Annotated in this window: 12 protein-coding genes; 8 read left to right on the top strand and 4 right to left on the bottom strand. The window is 38.0% G+C overall.

Annotated elements, in window-relative coordinates:
• Nucleotides 1-173 precede the first annotated feature (173 nt).
• The 3 genes from dxs to ACFINE_RS00120 are packed head-to-tail and all read left to right on the top strand — an operon-like array spanning nt 174 to nt 4,091.
• The gene (dxs, locus tag ACFINE_RS00110; RefSeq protein ID WP_375620650.1) at nt 174-2,081 is read left to right on the top strand and encodes a 1-deoxy-D-xylulose-5-phosphate synthase; all 1,908 of its coding nucleotides are present in this window, start codon (nt 174-176) and stop codon (nt 2,079-2,081) included.
• Nucleotides 2,082-2,097: 16 nt separating this feature from the next.
• Nucleotides 2,098-2,841: a TlyA family RNA methyltransferase gene (locus tag ACFINE_RS00115; protein WP_375620651.1), complete on the top strand. Its 744-nt coding sequence runs from the start codon at nt 2,098-2,100 to the stop codon at nt 2,839-2,841.
• Complete coding sequence (locus tag ACFINE_RS00120; RefSeq protein ID WP_375620652.1) at nt 2,838-4,091, top strand: class I SAM-dependent RNA methyltransferase; 1,254 nt, start codon at nt 2,838-2,840, stop codon at nt 4,089-4,091. The genes ACFINE_RS00115 and ACFINE_RS00120 overlap by 4 nt, the downstream gene beginning before the upstream one ends.
• 507 nt (nt 4,092-4,598) lie before the next feature.
• On the opposite strand, the gene tldD is transcribed toward ACFINE_RS00120, so the two are convergent.
• Together tldD and ACFINE_RS00130 are read right to left on the bottom strand one after the other, a co-directional pair.
• The gene (tldD, locus tag ACFINE_RS00125; RefSeq protein ID WP_375611127.1) at nt 4,599-6,023 is read right to left on the bottom strand and encodes a metalloprotease TldD; all 1,425 of its coding nucleotides are present in this window, start codon (nt 6,021-6,023) and stop codon (nt 4,599-4,601) included.
• A 110-nt stretch (nt 6,024-6,133) separates the two neighbouring features.
• A complete protein-coding gene (locus tag ACFINE_RS00130) occupies nt 6,134-6,673 on the bottom strand; it encodes an invasion associated locus B family protein (protein ID WP_375611128.1) in 540 nt (179 codons plus the stop codon).
• A gap of 343 nt (nt 6,674-7,016) precedes the next feature.
• Here ACFINE_RS00130 and cyoE point away from each other — a divergent pair, with 343 nt between their 5' ends.
• The 4 genes from cyoE (at nt 7,017) to rnhA (ending at nt 10,622) form a co-directional block, all read left to right on the top strand.
• Nucleotides 7,017-7,952, top strand: a complete 936-nt coding sequence (cyoE, locus tag ACFINE_RS00135) for a heme o synthase (protein WP_375620653.1) — start codon at nt 7,017-7,019, stop codon at nt 7,950-7,952.
• A 182-nt stretch (nt 7,953-8,134) separates the two neighbouring features.
• Complete coding sequence (ispH, locus tag ACFINE_RS00140) at nt 8,135-9,190, top strand: 4-hydroxy-3-methylbut-2-enyl diphosphate reductase (protein WP_375620654.1); 1,056 nt, start codon at nt 8,135-8,137, stop codon at nt 9,188-9,190.
• Complete coding sequence (locus ACFINE_RS00145; RefSeq protein ID WP_375620655.1) at nt 9,190-10,149, top strand: homoserine kinase; 960 nt, start codon at nt 9,190-9,192, stop codon at nt 10,147-10,149. Before ispH ends, ACFINE_RS00145 begins: the two co-directional genes overlap by 1 nt.
• A gap of 5 nt (nt 10,150-10,154) precedes the next feature.
• Complete coding sequence (gene rnhA, locus ACFINE_RS00150) at nt 10,155-10,622, top strand: ribonuclease HI (protein WP_375620656.1); 468 nt, start codon at nt 10,155-10,157, stop codon at nt 10,620-10,622.
• A 26-nt stretch (nt 10,623-10,648) separates the two neighbouring features.
• Here rnhA and ACFINE_RS00155 read toward each other — a convergent pair whose 3' ends face one another.
• Complete coding sequence (locus ACFINE_RS00155) at nt 10,649-11,527, bottom strand: protein-disulfide reductase DsbD domain-containing protein (protein ID WP_375620657.1); 879 nt, start codon at nt 11,525-11,527, stop codon at nt 10,649-10,651.
• Nucleotides 11,528-11,598: 71 nt separating this feature from the next.
• On the opposite strand from ACFINE_RS00155, the gene ACFINE_RS00160 reads away from it, so the two are divergent.
• Nucleotides 11,599-12,183, top strand: a complete 585-nt coding sequence (locus tag ACFINE_RS00160; protein WP_375620658.1) for a YqgE/AlgH family protein — start codon at nt 11,599-11,601, stop codon at nt 12,181-12,183.
• Nucleotides 12,184-12,225: 42 nt separating this feature from the next.
• Here the strand turns inward: ACFINE_RS00160 and ACFINE_RS00165 are convergent, their stop codons facing one another.
• Nucleotides 12,226-15,111, bottom strand: a complete 2,886-nt coding sequence (locus tag ACFINE_RS00165) for an EAL domain-containing protein (RefSeq protein WP_375620659.1) — start codon at nt 15,109-15,111, stop codon at nt 12,226-12,228.
• Nucleotides 15,112-15,274 lie beyond the last annotated feature (163 nt).

Below are 15,274 nucleotides of genomic sequence, written 5' to 3' on the forward strand. Positions count from 1 at the left end.
TTTTATTGATTTCTTTTTTATAAAATAAGTTAAAAATGAGGAAATTATAGCTCATCTCAAATAGAAAAGAGCATTTTTCAGTAAAAAAGATGCAAAACTGTAAATAAAAGAGTAGAAAAGATATATTTTTATCATTGTGTTTTCTTGAGTTAAGATAATAGGAAGGATTTTTTTTGTCTCAGGTCTTAACACCATTGCTTGACCGTGTTTGTTTTCCGCAAGATTTGCGGGCATTGCCTGAGTCTGATTTGGTACAGTTGGCTGATGAGTTGCGGACCGCAACAATTGATGCGGTTTCTGTAACAGGTGGTCATCTTGGGGCGGGACTTGGTGTTGTTGAGCTCACTGTTGCATTACATTATATTTTTAATACACCAGAGGATAGGATTATTTGGGATGTTGGTCATCAAACCTATCCACACAAGATTTTAACGGGGCGTAGAGAAAAAATTCGCACATTACGTCAGGAGGGCGGATTATCTGGTTTTACAAAACGTTCAGAAAGTGTGTATGATCCATTTGGAGCGGGGCATTCGTCTACTTCTATTTCAGCGGGGCTTGGTATGGCAGTGGCAAGTGCTTTGAAAGCAGAGACAAGACGCAATATCATAACTGTCATTGGTGATGGTGCAATGTCTGCGGGCATGGCTTATGAAGCCATGAACAACGCTGGTGCTTTGAATGCACGCTTGATTGTTGTTCTTAATGATAACGATATGTCTATAGCACCACCTACAGGTGCTATGAGTGCACATCTTGCACGATTAGTGTCTCGTCCTTCTTATCGTCATTTGCGTGAACGCGTAAAGATGTTGAGCGAAAAATTGCCAAAGTTTTTTTTGGATAAAGCTCGTCGTTCAGAGGAATTTGCGCGTGGACTTTTGGTTGGGGGAACTTTATTTGATGAGCTTGGCTTTTATTATGTTGGACCCATAGATGGGCACAATTTGGGGCATTTATTGCCTGTTTTTAAAAATGTTCGTGAATATCCTAATGGTCCTGTTTTGGTGCATGTTGTAACCCATAAGGGAAAGGGATATCCACCTGCAGAGGCCTCGTCTGATAAATATCATGGTGTTAATCGTTTTGATGTCACGACAGGAAAACAGGTAAAAGCATCAAGTAATATTCTACCCTATACCAAGGTATTTTCTAAAGCTTTAATAGAAGAAGCTCGCAATGATGATAAGATTGTTGGCATAACAGCAGCGATGCCAACAGGGACAGGCCTTGATTCTTTTGCGAAAAAATTTCCTGAAAAAATGTTTGATGTTGGTATTGCTGAACAACATGCCGTAACTTTTGCGGCAGGACTTGCTTGTGAAGGGTATAAGCCTTTTGTTGCAATTTATTCTACTTTTTTACAGCGTGCTTATGATCAAATTATTCATGATGTATCAATTCAAAAATTACCGGTACGTTTTGCTATTGACCGAGCAGGTTTTGTGGGGGCAGATGGTGCAACACATGCTGGAAGTTTTGATATTGTTTTTTTGGCCACTCTTCCTGACTTTGTTGTTATGGCACCTTCTGATGAGCTTGAACTGATGCATATGGTGCGTACAGCTGCAGCTTATGATCAGGGACCAATTTCTTTTCGTTATCCGCGTGGTGAGGGGATTGGTATAGATTTACCGCAACGTGGTGAGTTATTAGAAATTGGAAAAGGGCGCGTTCTGCGTGAAGGAAATAGAATCGCTTTGGTTTGTTTTGGAACGCGGATGTCAGAAGTGTTGCAAGCTGCTGATGCGTTGGAGGTTGAAGGATTGTCTACAACGGTTGCAGATGCACGGTTTGCAAAACCTTTAGATAAAGATTTGATGCGTCGTTTGGCACGTGAGCATGAGGTATTGGTGACAATTGAAGAAGGGGCAATCGGTGGATTTGGAGCGCACATATTACAATTTTTAGCGCAAGAAGGGCTCTTAGAGCATGGTTTGAAAGTTCGTACACTAAAATTTCCTGATGAATATTTGAATCATGGTTCACCAGAAAAAGTTCTTTCACGTGTCGGACTTGACGCTATGGGTATTTTAAACACGGTTTTTGCTGTTTTGGGACGCGAGATTCGAACAGGATAGAAAATTCGAGTATGAGATGGCTTCCAGAAAAAGACTCGATATTCTTTTAGTTGAAAAAAACTTTTTTACGACACGTTCACGCGCACGTGATGCAATTATGCGCCAAACTGTTAAAGTTAACGGAGAAATCGTTTTTAAAGCTGGGCAAATCGTTTTTGACGATGCAGAGATTACCGTTTGTGATCCAGCGCAGAATTATGTTTCTCGGGCAGCGTTAAAATTGATTGCTGCACTTGATGCATTTCCAATTATAACAGATAAAGTGACAGCCATTGATGTTGGTGCATCAACAGGTGGTTTTACGCAAGTTCTCTTAGAGCGTGGAGCAGATCATGTCATTGCCGTTGATGTTGGGCATCATCAATTTGATAAACGTTTATTGGGCAACAGTGCTATAACGTTATTAGAAGGCTTGAATGTCAGAGATTTTAAACAGGAACATTTAGGTGGGCGAGAAATTGATCTTATCGTTTCAGATGTTAGCTTTATTTCGCTCAAACTTGCATTGCCTCCCGTGTTGTCTTTAGCCAAGAAGGGTGCCCAAGCTGTTTTACTGGTAAAGCCTCAGTTTGAGGTTGGTCGTAAACACTTTAGTAAGGGAGGAATATTAAGTCCATCAAGTGCTAAAGAAACTGCTGAGGCGCTTTTTGTTTGGTTAAATATACAAACAGGGTGGAGTGCAAAAGGTTTAATTTCTTCCCCTATTACAGGTGGTGATGGCAACGTGGAATATTTACTATTCGGAGAAAAACAAGAGTGAATGACAATGTCATAATCGATCATATCGGAGCAAATGGTTATGGTATTGCTAAGACGTCTCACGGCTTCGTTTCTGTTCCTTTTACTTTACCAGGAGAGTGTGCTGAAATTACTGTTCATGGAAAATATGCAACATATATAACATTAAAAGAAAAATCATCAGAACGCATTGATACTCTTTGTCAGCATTTTGGAGAATGTGGAGGGTGTACTCTTCAGCATTGGCATATGGATGCTTATCGCGTATGGAAACAACAATTGGTTGTTGAGGCGCTTAAAAAGTATGGACTTAATAATGTTGTTGCGCCTTTAATAGAATGTAAACCTTATAGCCGACGGCGGATTACTCTAACAGCATCCATGACCCCACAGGGGCAAAAAGTTGGTTTTAACCGTTATCTCTCTCATGAGATTGTAGCTCTTGAGGAATGCCCAGTAAGCCGTCCAGAGCTTATTTCTCAGTTGCATAATATCAGAGAGCTCTGTGCTTTTCTAAAGAGCTCTGCCAAACGGTTTCATGTTACGATAACATGTGTTGAAAATGGTTTAGATGTTGCTTTAAGCGGTTGCATTATACACCATGAATCACTTCGTCAGAGAATGATCAGTGCTGCTCTTTCATATGGGATTATACGTTTATCTGTTGACGGTGAAGTTTTGGTTGAACGAGAAAAACCAGAGATTTACTTTGGAGATGTCCGTGTTGAATTTCCTTCTGGTGGTTTTCTGCAAGCAACTTGTGAAGCTGAAAATATAATGGGCAATATTATTTTGACTCATTTAAAAAAAGCAAAGAATGCTGTTGATTTGTTTTCAGGGGTAGGAACATTTACCTTGCGTATGGCAAAAAAGATGAATGTTCATGCAGTAGAAAATAATGAAGATGCATTAAGAAATCTAAATACAGCAGCACGTTTTGCGACTGGTTTAAAAACGGTCACTTGTGAAAAACGTGATCTTTTCCGACATCCCCTTTCTGTAAAGGAACTTGAATGTTTTGAGAGTGTTGTTTTTGATCCTCCCCGTGCTGGTGCAGAGCAACAAGTACGTGAATTAGCGAAGACTATAGTATCACGTGTTGTGGCAATTTCTTGTAATCCTACTACATTTGCTCGTGATTTATCTCTTCTTGTTGCAGGGGGGTATACAGTAGAAAAAATCATACCGATTGATCAATTTTTATGGTCACCACATGTCGAAATTGTTGCTGTTTTGAGCAAAAAGAAAAAAAAGAAAGGTTGGAAACTTTAGCCTAATTTTTTTAAAAGTTTACCTGAGTATTATTATAAAATCTCTCCAAAATTTATCTATAATAATAACCTTTTTCTCGTTGATTTAAGAGCACTAAATGTAGAAAGTCTTTTTTATTATGAATATAAAAGACAAGTTACCCCACACAAAAGACTAATATCTTACGAAAAAGATGTGTCTGAATAAGCCTGTGCCGTCGTTATATTTGCCATCCCCTAATGTTTCTTAAAACTCTTGGCACTTGAGACGCCCCATAAGAGGAATCTTTAGTCTTTTCTTGTACAGTTTTTATCCATATAACTCTCCCCGCCTGTAACGTATAAACGAATGATTTTGATTGATCCAACAGACACAGATTTAAAATGAGAGAATCTTGCGGTATTCAAGGTTCTAATACAATATGAATAACGCTAGATTATCTTTATAAATCAATTCATTGTAATCTCCCCCTCACAAAATGGTCGTAATAGACGAGAAGGAGGCAATACTGGGAAGGAATGAGCAAGCTTATTCCTCTATAAGCGCAGTCCCACCGATTGTCATATTATTGATTCGAAGATGAGGTTGACCAACACCAACAGGGACATTTTGCCCTGCTTTTCCGCACATACCAATACCATTGTCTAGTTTACTATCATTACCAATCATTGTGATACGTTTCATAGCATCCGGTCCATTTCCAATAAGAGTTGCACCTTTGATTGGTGCACAAATTTTGCCATTTTCTACTCGGTATGCTTCAGTACATTCAAAGACGAATTTTCCGGAAGTAATATCAACTTGTCCTCCACCAAATGAAACAGCATAGATACCACTTTTAAGTGAAGAAAGGATTTCTTCAGGTGTTTTATCTCCTCCTAGCATGATTGTATTGGTCATTCGTGGCATTGGTGCATAAGCATAAGATTCACGCCGTCCATTTCCAGTTGATTTACCTCCCATAAGCCGTGCATTAAGCCTGTCTTGCATAAAACCAACGAGTTTTCCATCTTCAATGAGAACGTTATATCCTGAAGGGGTCCCCTCATCATCGACAGTGAGAGAGCCACGGCATTGTGGAATTGTTCCATCATCAACAACTGTAACACCTTTTGCTGCAACTTGTTGTCCTAAAAGTCCAGCAAAAGCCGATGTTTTTTTACGGTTAAAGTCACCTTCTAAACCATGACCTACGGCTTCATGGAGCATAACACCAGGCCATCCGTTAGCTAAGACAACATCAAAAGATCCAGCAGGTGCTGCTTCTGCTTCTAAATTTGTTAAAGCCATACGTAAGGCTTCATCCGCGGCTTTTTTCCAATTGTCTTCATGAATAAATTGGTTAAATGCTTGTCTCCCTCCACATCCATAAAAACCATTTTCACGACGATTGCCTTCAGCTGCGACCACAGATATAGAAAGTCGCACAAGGGGACGAATATCACGAACCAAATAACCATCTGCACGTAAAATTTCAACATGTTGTAGCGAGCCGGAAAGAGAAACAGTCACCTGATGCAATTTATCATTTTTAGCACGTAAATAGGCATCAATTTTTTGCAAAAGAGCACTTTTTTCTTCAAATGATGGAGCATCAAGGGGATTATGCGGTTGATAAAGCCTTTTGTTTGTTTGTTGAGGTGCTATGCTATAAGTCCCTGCATGATTATTATAGGTAACAGCTTTAGCAGCTTCACTGGCACGTTTGAGTGCAGCAGCTGATAACTCACTAGAGTGAGCATATCCAGTAGCCTCTCCAGCAACAACGCGTAGTCCAAATCCCATATCTTGATGAAATGAGCCGTTTTTAAGCTGTCCATTATCAAATAAAAGAGCTTCGCTTTCTGTATACTCAAGGTAAAGCTCACCATCATCAGCATGATGAAGTGTTTCCTGTATAAGTGATTGCACTTTAGAGGAAGCAATATCAAAATGATCAATCAGCGATTTCATAAGAATTATCCTATTTGTATGGGGGCTTCGAAGATTTTTATCAATCTAATTTTAAGAATCTTTCAAAATATACGATGAGATTTTGATTGTTTAAAATGTATTGATTTCATTCATGTCGGTAAGGTTGCATAGGCGTCGCCAAGACCATGAAGGTCAACAAAACCTCCAATCCCTTGTTCAGGAGTTGTAAAGATAAAATAGGTTGCCATTTTTCCTTTTAAAAAGAGCTGCAATATGTCTTCTTTAAGAAAGGCTTCAGCAACACAATTATCACCAAGACAACGACGATATTCCATTCTGCCCATATTTTTATCGTCAATTTTAATTCCAACGCCAGGACGTAATTCAACGCGAATCGGAACAAAAACACGCATCAAAGCACCTTGCTTTTGAGGAAGTTTATAAAATGTAACGCGCAAGGTAATATCTTGACGCCCTTGTGTGTGAACGTTTTGTACAACTTCACACTGCATGTTAGGTGTACCTGGTGGTAGAGAACACACTTTTGTCCATGCACCATAGGTTTGCGGAGCAGGAACATCTTGTGCATAGGGTGTTTGTGCAAATGCATGACTGATAAAACTACTATAAAGTGTGTAAAGAACAGCACCAATAAAAAAAGTTTTTTTGAGTAATTTATAAAGTATCACAGAAAATCCTATCCGATTCAACACCCACAACCGTGCATAGATTTACATAAAAAATGAATTCCCTATAAAAAACTATAACACAAAATCAGTATTTACCCAAATATATTAATTCATATGATATATTTTTATGATACATTTGTAATGTGGAGAGAACGTTGATTGAAAAAATGTATTTTTATTGCCAATATTTCCATTTACTTTTAGGGGATACGTGCGAAAGAGATATTTCATATTTTCTCAAAAATACGATTGGTCTTAATGGGTTATTTCCATACGCTAGATAATATTTGTCAGATAATATTGGGTTTGTGAATGACAGAAATGGAAAAGGGCTTTGAGTGGAATGTCAGTTTCAGAAGAGTTATCGGTTGTGAATGGTAAATCAACGCCACCAAAATCCGGTATTGGTGATTACATCACATTATTAAAGCCACGTGTTATGTCTCTTGTGGTCTTTACGGCTCTGGTTGGTTTGCTTGTATCGCCTGTTCCTATCAATCCGTGGTATGGTTTTTTAGCAATTTTATGTATTGCTGCTGGTGGCGGTGGTGCGGGAGCACTGAACATGTGGTATGATGCTGACATTGATGCTGTGATGGAACGGACTAAAAAGCGTCCTATTCCCATGGGTAAAATCAGCTCCCAAAAGGCATTTATTTTTGGCATGGTTCTTTCTATGCTCTCGGTATTGGTTATGGGGAGCTTCATTAATTGGTTTGCGGCATTTTTTCTTGCGTTTACGATTTTCTTTTATGTCGTTATCTATACAATTTGGTTAAAGCGTATCACACCACAAAATATTGTTATTGGTGGTGCTTCTGGGGCTTTTCCACCAATGATTGGATGGGCCGTGACAACAGGGACAGTGAGTATTGATAGCTTTTTATTATTTTTAATCATTTTTATGTGGACCCCCCCTCACTTTTGGGCTCTTTCTTTATTTTCATCTCTTGATTATGAGGCTGCAGGTATCCCTATGATGCCTAATGTACGAGGTGAACATTCAACAAAAAAACAGATTTTATTTTATACTATTTTGATGGCATTGTGTGCTGCTGCTCCTTGCTTTACTGGTCTTGGCGGAATTTTTTATGGTATTTTTTCAACAATTTTAAGCATTATCTTTATTTATTTTGCCTATCGTTTATGGCAAGCTGATACACATAATGAAACTATTTTGATGGCCAAAAAAACGTTTTTCTTTTCGTTACTGTATTTGGCAGCTATCTTTGGAATTCTTTTGATTGAATCTCTTGTTTGGTATTTTATCGCTCTTTAGTTGCGTAAAATGAAAGAGCAAATTTTAAAAGAGCTTTTCTTCAAGAAAATTCTGTAAGAAAACACGATAGAGTGTGTTCTTATGCAAAAGATGATATTGCACGTTTTTTTACATTGCTTATTCATGTATAATAATAGGTTGTTTGAATATATAGCTAAAACTATAGAGATTAAGGATGATTTATGTCTGGACTTCCCCCTTTAACGATACGTCTTTGTGGTCCACGTGGATTTTGTGCAGGGGTTGATCGTGCTATCCAGATTGTTCTGCTTGCATTAAAAAAATATGGTGTTCCAGTATATGTCCGTCATGAAATTGTACACAACCGCTACGTGGTTGAGGGATTACAGCAACGGGGTGCTGTTTTTGTCGAAGAACTTAATGAGATTCCAGAAGAACATCGCAATCAACCAGTTGTTTTTTCTGCTCATGGTGTACCAAAATCTGTTTCAGAAGAAGCACGATACTATAATTTGTTTTATCTTGACGCAACATGTCCGTTGGTCTCGAAAGTTCATAAACAAGCGATACGACATCAACGTCATGGTCGTCATGTTATATTGATTGGTCATGCTGGTCATCCTGAGGTGATAGGGACAATGGGACAGCTTGAAGAAGGAGTTGTGACGCTTATTGAAACGATAGAAGATGCTTTGCATTATCAACCCAATGATCCAGATAAATTAGGATTTGTGACACAAACAACGCTTTCTGTTGAAGATACTGCAGGAATTATCGATATATTACAACAACGTTTTCCTACATTAGCAGCCCCAGCGGCTGAGTCAATTTGCTATGCTACAACGAATCGACAAGATGCGGTTAAAGCAGCGGCAAAGGGGAGCGATTTGTTTTTGATTGTTGGAGCACCAAATTCTTCTAATTCACGACGTTTAGTAGAGGTTGCCGAAAAGTCTGGTGCGCGGCAAGCTATTTTAGTTCAGCGCGCTGATGAAATTAATTTTGAAAACCTAAAATCTCTTTCTATTGTCAGTCTTTCAGCAGGGGCTTCGGCTCCTGAAATTATTATTGATGAAATTATTTCAGCATTTCGTGAGCGTTATGATGTCACAATAGAATTAGCTGAAACAGCGGTAGAAACGGAAAAATTTTTAGTGAGTCGCGAATTACGTGACGTCGTTTTAACGTCTCAAGATATGGCTTTCGTCAATGGTCAAGCAAATAGTGCAAAAAATGAAAATCAGAATACAAACATATCTACAACGAAAGCAGAATAATGGCCGTTTATACAGATATTCACCCAAATGATTTAAAAGTGTTTTTAACACGTTATGCAATAGGATCACTTTTGTCTTATCAAGGTATAGAGGAGGGGACTGAAAATTCTAATTTTATGTTAGAGACAACACAAGGGCGATTTATTTTAACACTTTATGAAAAGCGTATTTCAAAAGATGATTTACCTTTTTTTTGTTGCTTGATGCAGCATTTAGGACAGCGTGGAATTCCTTGTCCTCAACCTGTTATTCAAAATGATGGAATGATGATCTGTGAATTAGCAGGACGTCCTGCCGCTATTATTACTTTTCTGGAAGGAGAGTGGATCCGCCAGCCCAATATAGATCATTGTGGCGAAGTGGGGACGGGGTTAGCACAATTGCATTTAGCAGGACAGGATTTTACACTTAGTCGTAAAAATACTCTTTCTGTTATGGATTGGAAGGTCTTGTGGCAACGTTGTCAAACCAAAGAAGATGCATTGTTAAAAGAATTTGGACAAAAAATTGAGTTGGAATTGGCTTTTTTACAGAAAAATTGGCCGTTCAATTTACCAATAGGCATTATTCATGCAGATCTATTTAATGATAACGTCTTTTTTGTGAATCATCGTCTTTCTGGGATGATAGATTTCTATTTTGCTTGTAATGACTTTTTTGCTTATGATTTAGCGATCTGTTTAAATGCTTGGTGCTTTGAGCCTGATCATTCCTATAATCTTACCAAAGCACGTAAGTTATTGGAAAGTTATCAAAAAATAAGACCATTGATCCCTTTAGAATTGGACAAGATGGTTTTATTAGCTCGTGGTGCGTCTCTACGTTTCTTACTCACACGTCTATATGATTGGTTTAATACACCGCCTAATAGCTTTGTTATTAAGAAAGATCCATGGGAGTATTGGCACAAGCTTTGTTTTTTCAGTAATGTAAATTCGCTAAGTGAATTAGGTTTTTAAATTTTATGGCAACTCCACAAAAAGTCGTTGAAATTTATACAGATGGTGCTTGCTCAGGGAACCCTGGAATTGGAGGATGGGGGGCAATTTTACGCTGGAATGGTCATGAACGGGAGCTTTATGGCGGTAAGGTCCATACGACAAACAATCAAATGGAACTCATGGCGGCAATTTGTGCATTAAAGGCGCTTAAAGAGCCCTGTTTGGTCGATCTTTATACAGACTCAGTTTATGTACGTAACGGTATATCTAAGTGGATTGAAGATTGGAAAAAGAATAATTGGCGCACTGCATCAAAAAATCCTGTTAAAAATATGGAGCTATGGCAAGCTCTTGAGGATGCTAGTTCTTGTCATACAGTTAGATGGCACTGGGTAAAAGGGCATGCGGGACATCCAGAAAATGAACGCGCAGATGCCCTTGCTCGCAAAGCAATTACTCAATATCGTGAAAATGGACGTTTTCCAGCATAATTGCTTTTTGAGAGCTTTTTCTTTTATCATGGAGACGCAAGAGGGGTTGGCTGCGTATGGAATATGAATGTTCCACTTAAGGCGTGATCTTTAAAAGAAATTGTATAAAAAATTTTTTGGTTTATTTCTTCTGGTGTGAAATAGAGTGGAGCACTGAAGAGTGTATATTCTGCGTTATCACTGACTTTTCTTGCTGCTCCAATTTGCATTTCTCCTCCATCTAAAAAGAGAGAGGAAGGAGTGGTTTTGTTGTTATTTTGTATTTTTATAAGAAGGGTACTGTTATTTTTTTCGGCACTTATTTTTAGTGCATTCTGCATCATGCGGGGCAAAGAATCTTGCGCCTTTTTTAAGAAGGAAGCAGGAAGCTGTTTATTTTTAAGAGCAGATGGCGAAAAATCAAAGTTAATAGTAAATGGAAGACAGATTTTATTACATAATCCAAGAGTGAAAGCACCACTTAAATTTTTGCTTGAACCAGAAAGATTGAAGGGCAATATTACTTTATCTTTATAACCTAATGACCAATCATTTTCTGTTTCAAAAAGCTGTGGAGTAGGATAAAAGATTTCATAAGAAATCTGTTGGTTGAAATTAAAAAATGGTGCCATGCCAGAATTACCTGGATTACGCCAGTAAGTTTTCCATCCTGGTTTAAGCTCAATTTCAATAATGCCTTCTCTTATTCCAGAAAGAGAAGGTTCAGTGATCGCTAATCGGATACGACCACCATCTGATTCATACCAAGATGTTGCGAAAAGCTGGAGTTTTTGTTCTGTTTGAGCATTTACAGGAATGTTAAGTAATTCTAAAACTATGAATGTTAAGCTTAAAGTAACTAAAAGCTTTTTATAAAAGAAAGTTGCGATATTTTGTAAATTTGTAAATATACGACTTTTTTTCATTGGAGTTTTATTTTCCTAGTGTGCTAAATGAACAAACTTTTATCATGTAAATTATGGAGAATAACAGATTAATGAAGCGGTGTAATGGCTTTTTAGGTGGACAATTACTCATAGCAATGCCTGGGATGAATGACAAACGCTTTATTCGTTCTGTTATTTATATTTGTGCGCATTCTGATGCCGGTGCGATGGGCATCATTCTTAATCAATTGCATCATATTGATTTTCCAGAGCTTTTGCTTCATTTGGGAGTCATAGACAGTGGCCAAAAAAAAAGTCTTTCTGAACCAATAAAACAGTTTCCTGTTCGCTATGGTGGTCCTGTTGATCCTTCGCGTGGTTTTGTCCTTCATTCAGATGATTATACTTGTGAAGAAACTGTTTTTATTGCAGATAAGATCTGTTTTACTGCGACAATTGATATATTAAAAGCGATCAGTTGCGAACAAGGTCCGCAACATGCACTGGTCGCATTAGGCTATGCTGGATGGAAAGCGGGGCAACTTGAGGCAGAAATTTCTACAAATGGTTGGCTAATCAGTTCTACATCACCTAGTTTTCTTTTTGAAAGCGATTTAAGCTGCAAGTATGATAAAAGTTTAACACGCATGGGTATCGATCCAACTTATCTTGCTTCTGAAATGGGACACGCGTAGAGTTTTTTCTAAGCTTTTTAACTTTACACGTTATTTTATCCCTTATGTTTTTATTTTATAAGGGAAATGGCTCTGAACGAGCGTAATTAATTCTTCTATGGCAATCGGTTTCGTCACAAGTGTACTTTGAACATATTTACAGCCTTCTTGACGGAGGAAGATTGCTTCTTTTTCATTTTCAACACCTTCTGCGATAATTTGCAAATTAAGATCTGTTGCCATATTAATGATAGACTTTAGAACAATTTTCTTCTTAAGAGAGTCGATTGAGATAAGTGAACGATCAAGTTTAACCATATCAAATGGATAACGTACGAGATAGGTCAGAGACGAATAACCTGTTCCAAAATTATCGAGTGCGAGATTCATTCCAAGTGTTTTAATTTGTTCAAGAAAGTGCGCTGATTGTTCAGGATTATTTCTTAAGACAAATTCAGATATTTCAATCATCAGACGCCCTTTGTGGAGCGGATGGCGAAGCAAAGCGGCACGCAATTGACTGATAAAACGAGGATGAATCATTTCTGCGCTTGGTAAATTAATTGAAATAAAGAAAGATTGTTGGGAAAACTTTTCTTGTACATTTATAAGATCAATAATGGCATTATCAATGATAAATTGTGACAAATCCATAACAATTTGTTCATTTTCTACGATTTTTATGAAATCAGAGACATTTAAATTTCCATAAGTGGGGTGATGCCATTCTACAATTGTTTCAAAACCAATAATATGTCCGTCTGATAAATTAAGAATAGGATGGTAGAGGATTTTCATCTCATTACGTTTTATGGCATAATGAACATCTTTCTCCAGAGTATTATGTTCGAGACCCAAAGTGCGAAAATTAGGACGAAAAGGTTCAATATGGTTCCCACCCATTTGTTTTGCGCGAATCATCGCTAACTCACTATCATTAAAAATATCTTTAGCCGTCGATCGGCTTTCACTCCATGTAACCAATCCGATAGAGGTTGAAAGGATTATTTTATTTTCTGAAAGTGAAATAGGTGCTGAAATTGTTTTGTGCAAATGATCTGCAAATGCTGCAATTTTTTGTGGTTCGGTTTCACTGAGTAAAATAATTGCAAAGCGGTCTGCTGAAAGACGCGATAAGGTGTCTTGAAAGTTAATGAGACGATTTAAACGACGTGCGATTATAAGCAGTACAGTATCCCCAACTGCTATGCCTAATTTGCGATTAATTTGGCGAAAATTGTCAAAATCAATCATAAAGACAGTCGGTCTAATTTTGATATTTGCTTTCGCTAAAGAGGTATAATTTTGTAGTCTATCAAAGAAAATTTGTTGGTTAGGAAGTCCAGTTAAGCTGTCGTGGATTGCATCATGCAATAAGCGTTCTTCGGATTTTTTATGGTTAGTAATATTGACAATGGTTCCAATGACACGTGTGATTTTTCCATCTTTTTGCATAGCCGGACGTGCACGAAGAGAAAACCAATGATAATAACCACCACCGGAAGAAAGCCGAAAAATTTGATCAATGCGCCCTTTTTTATTTTTAAGAATGATATCCAATACGGCTTGAAAGCGTTCACGATCATCATGGTGCAAGGCTGAAATCCAGTTGCGCATAGGTCCATTGAGGTTATGAATTTCAGTACCAAAAAGGGTTGCCATGTTTGGATGTACAACAATACGATCACGCTCAATATTCCAATCCCAAATAATATTTCCAGCTCCCTTTGCTGCGAGTACTTGTTGTTCAAGGTCGGAAAATATTCCTTCATGGAAAGCGTCATTAGAAAAAGTTTGTTGCAGGACAGTAAAGCTTATGAGAAGAACAATGAGCACTAATCCCCCTGCTAATGCTGGCTGGATAATATCATTGTTTAAATGTCCAGCTATGCAGGTATAGGCTCCAACACACCAAAAGCTAATGAGCAACCATGTTGGAATAAGCATAATGGCGCGGTCATAGCTTCTGATTGAGAAATAGATGATTAATATTATACCAAGCACAGCGGTAAGGCCAAAAGACAAACGCGCAATTCCAGCTGCTCTGATGGGATCGTAAATAGCAAAGGCTCCTAGACTGCAAAACGCAATGGTCCAAGCGATAGCACCGTAACTAAAATGATAATGCCAGCGGTTAAGGCTGAGATAGGTAAAAAGAAAAATGAAGAGTGTAGCAGTAAGTGCTACTTCTGTACCAGCACGCCAGATTGGTTGGGTTGTGAGTGTAACTGCAAAGAATTTATTTAAAAAGTTGAAGTCAATACCAATATAAAAAAGCACTGCCCAAGCAACTGCCGCTGTTGCAGGAAACAGCCCCGTTCCACGGACGACGAAGAGAACAGTTAACAAAAGCGCTAAGAGACCTGATATCCCAAGAAGAATACCATGATAAAGCGTATAAGAATTAATTGCATCTTTATAAGCTTCAGGTTGCCATAAATAGATTTGCGGTAGATTTGCAGAGTTAAGTTCGGCTACAAATGTAATAACAGCACCAGGGTTAAGGGTAATACGAAAGATATCAGAGTTTGCACTAAGTTGACGATCGAGGGAAAAACCTTCGCTTGGCGTTATGGATTGAATCCTTGATGATCCAAGGTCTGGCCAAAAAAATCCAGAACGTGCCATGCGGTAATGGGGGGCAACGATGAGACGATCAACTTGTTCATCTGTTGGATTTGCAAGAGAAAAAACTGCCCAATTTCCGGAAAATTTTTCATTTTTTGCCTGCACTTCAATACGCCATACAATACCATCTGGTCCTGGTGCTGTACTTGTTTGAAAAATAGAGTTGTTTGTATGGTGAATTTCAATTGCTTTTGAGAGATCAAGAGCAGCATCTTGAGAAGAAATTTTAACTGGTTCAATTGCTTGTGCTGATGTAAGATGGACAAAAGAACTAACGACTACAATGAAAATGATGTCAATTATTTTACGCAAACTCTTCACAATGTCCCACTCTCAATATTTTAGGATGTTTAATTTTCATTTCGACTTTTGAGAAAAAACGTCCACCTTTTATAATTTATTTACATAATAAATTGTTATCACTTTTTCTTAAGTTATGTGATTTTATATACAAATAGACCACACACCCATTTGCTTCAATGGA

Origin of the sequence: Bartonella sp. AA97HXZ, from assembly GCF_042196985.1 — a bacterium.
Lineage (GTDB): Bacteria > Pseudomonadota > Alphaproteobacteria > Rhizobiales > Rhizobiaceae > Bartonella.

Bases quoted from the DNA above. Each gene is read 5' to 3' on its own strand.
- ACFINE_RS00115 (WP_375620651.1), top strand. From the start codon at position 2,098: ATGGCTTCCAGAAAAAGACTCGATATTCTTTTAGTTGAAAAAAACTTT.
- tldD (WP_375611127.1), bottom strand. From the start codon at position 6,023: ATGAAATCGCTGATTGATCATTTTGATATTGCTTCCTCTAAAGTGCAA.
- cyoE (WP_375620653.1), top strand. From the start codon at position 7,017: ATGTCAGTTTCAGAAGAGTTATCGGTTGTGAATGGTAAATCAACGCCA.
- ispH (WP_375620654.1), top strand. From the start codon at position 8,135: ATGTCTGGACTTCCCCCTTTAACGATACGTCTTTGTGGTCCACGTGGA.
- ACFINE_RS00145 (WP_375620655.1), top strand. From the start codon at position 9,190: ATGGCCGTTTATACAGATATTCACCCAAATGATTTAAAAGTGTTTTTA.
- rnhA (WP_375620656.1), top strand. From the start codon at position 10,155: ATGGCAACTCCACAAAAAGTCGTTGAAATTTATACAGATGGTGCTTGC.
- ACFINE_RS00155 (WP_375620657.1), bottom strand. From the start codon at position 11,527: ATGAAAAAAAGTCGTATATTTACAAATTTACAAAATATCGCAACTTTC.
- ACFINE_RS00160 (WP_375620658.1), top strand. From the start codon at position 11,599: ATGAAGCGGTGTAATGGCTTTTTAGGTGGACAATTACTCATAGCAATG.